The sequence below is a fragment of the Streptomyces lycii genome (assembly GCF_009735685.1).
Taxonomy (GTDB): Bacteria; Actinomycetota; Actinomycetes; order Streptomycetales; family Streptomycetaceae; genus Streptomyces; species Streptomyces lycii.
In genome coordinates this window covers 1-1,780 of sequence record NZ_WHPN01000154.1, presented here as the reverse complement: position 1 = coordinate 1,780, position 1,780 = coordinate 1, and the positions used below count along the sequence as shown (strand labels likewise).

At 73.0% G+C, this 1,780-nt stretch carries 2 protein-coding genes; both read left to right on the top strand.

Features of this window, described 5'->3' with window-relative positions; genetic code table 11:
• The coding region (locus GCU69_RS06370; RefSeq protein WP_156205359.1) for a GNAT family N-acetyltransferase at positions 1-193 on the top strand (193 nt) is incomplete at its 5' end.
• A gap of 253 nt (positions 194-446) precedes the next feature.
• Positions 447-1,780, top strand: a 1,334-nt coding sequence (gene dnaG / locus GCU69_RS06365; RefSeq protein WP_156205358.1) for a DNA primase, incomplete at its 3' end; no start/stop codon positions are given.

The window sequence follows — 1,780 nt, the reverse complement described above, 5'->3', positions numbered from 1 at the left end:
CGGCGAGGGGTACGGCGCGGCGGTGCTCCGGGCGGGACTGGCCGAGGCCGCCGCGCGCGGGGCCTCGGCGGTCTGGTGCAACGGGCGCAGCCCGGCCCGCGGGTTCTACGAGCACCACGGCTTCACGGCCGTCGGTGAGGAATTCGTCATCGAGACGGCCGGGCCGCACTACGTGTTCGTGGCCCGGCTGTGAGGGGCGCGGCCGCGCCCCGGCGGCCCGAACGGTGAGGGCCGCCGTCCCGCGTCCGGGGCGGGAGCCGCGGGCTTCACGGCCCGTGTCCGCGGGCGGGCCGTGAAGCGCGCGTTCGCGGTCCGTTTCCGCGGGCGGGCCGTGGGGCGGGCGCCGGGCGCTCCGGGCGAGGGGGCGGCATGCTCGGGGCGGCGGCCCGTCCGGCCCGTCCGAGGCGGCGGGTCCGGGTGTCCGTGTCCGGCCGTAGACTCTTCGCGTGGCAGGCAGGATCAATGACGACGACGTGAAGGCGGTCCGGGACGCGGTCCCGATCGACGCCGTCGTCTCCGAGTATCTCCAGCTGCGCAGCGCGGGCGGCGGCAATCTCAAGGGCCTCTGCCCGTTCCACGACGAGAAGAGCCCGTCGTTCCAGGTGAGCCCCAGCAAGGGCCTCTTCTACTGCTTCGGCTGCCAGGAGGGCGGCGACACCCTCGACTTCGTGATGAAGCTCGACCACCTCTCCTTCTCCGAGGCCGTCGAGCGACTCGCCTCCCAGGCGGGCATCACCCTGCGGTACGAGGAGGGCGGCTACAACCCGGGCCGCCAGCAGGGCGAACGGATCCGGCTCGTCGAGGCCCACAAGGTGGCCGCGCAGTTCTACGTCGAGCAGCTGGACGGCGCCGAGGCCGAGATCGGCCGCAAGTTCCTCGCCCAGCGCGGCTTCGACCAGGCTGCCGCGCAGCATTTCGGTGTCGGCTACTCCCCGGCGGGCTGGGACCACCTGGTCCGGTTCCTGCGCGGCCGCGGGTTCACCGACAAGGAGCTGATCCTTTCCGGGCTCGCGCAGGACGGCCGGCGCGGCCCCATCGACCGGTTCCGCGGCCGGCTGATGTGGCCCATCCGCGACATCACCGGCGAGGTCGTCGGCTTCGGCGCCCGCAAGCTCCGCGAGGACGACAACGGCCCGAAGTACCTCAACACCCCGGAGACCCCGCTCTACCGCAAGTCCCAGGTGCTCTACGGCATCGACCTGGCGAAGAAGGACATCGCCAAGTCCAGCCGCGCCGTCGTCGTCGAGGGCTACACCGACGTCATGGCCTGCCATCTCGCCGGGGTCACCACCGCGATCGCCACCTGCGGCACCTCCTTCGGCGGCGACCACATCAAGATCCTCCGCCGGCTGCTGATGGACAACTCCGGCGCCGAGGTCGTCTTCACCTTCGACGGCGACGCGGCCGGGCAGAAGGCCGCGCTGCGTGCCTTCGAGGACGACCAGAAGTTCGCCGCCGAGACCTCCATCGCCATCACACCCGGCGGCATGGACCCCTGTGACCTGCGGCTGGCCGAGGGTGACGAGGCCGTCCAGGGCCTGGTCGACACCCGCACCCCGCTGTTCGCCTTCGCGCTCCGCTCCATCGTCTCCCGGTACAACCTGGACTCCGGCGAAGGGCAGGTCGCCGCGCTCGACGCGGGCGTGCCGGTGGTCGCCCGGATCAAGGACCGCAGCCTGCGGGACCGGTACGCGACCCGGCTCGGCGGCATGGTCGGGCTCGCCTCCCAGGCCGAGGAGGAGGCCGTACGCCGCCGGGTGCACGCCCTGGCGCGCAGCTT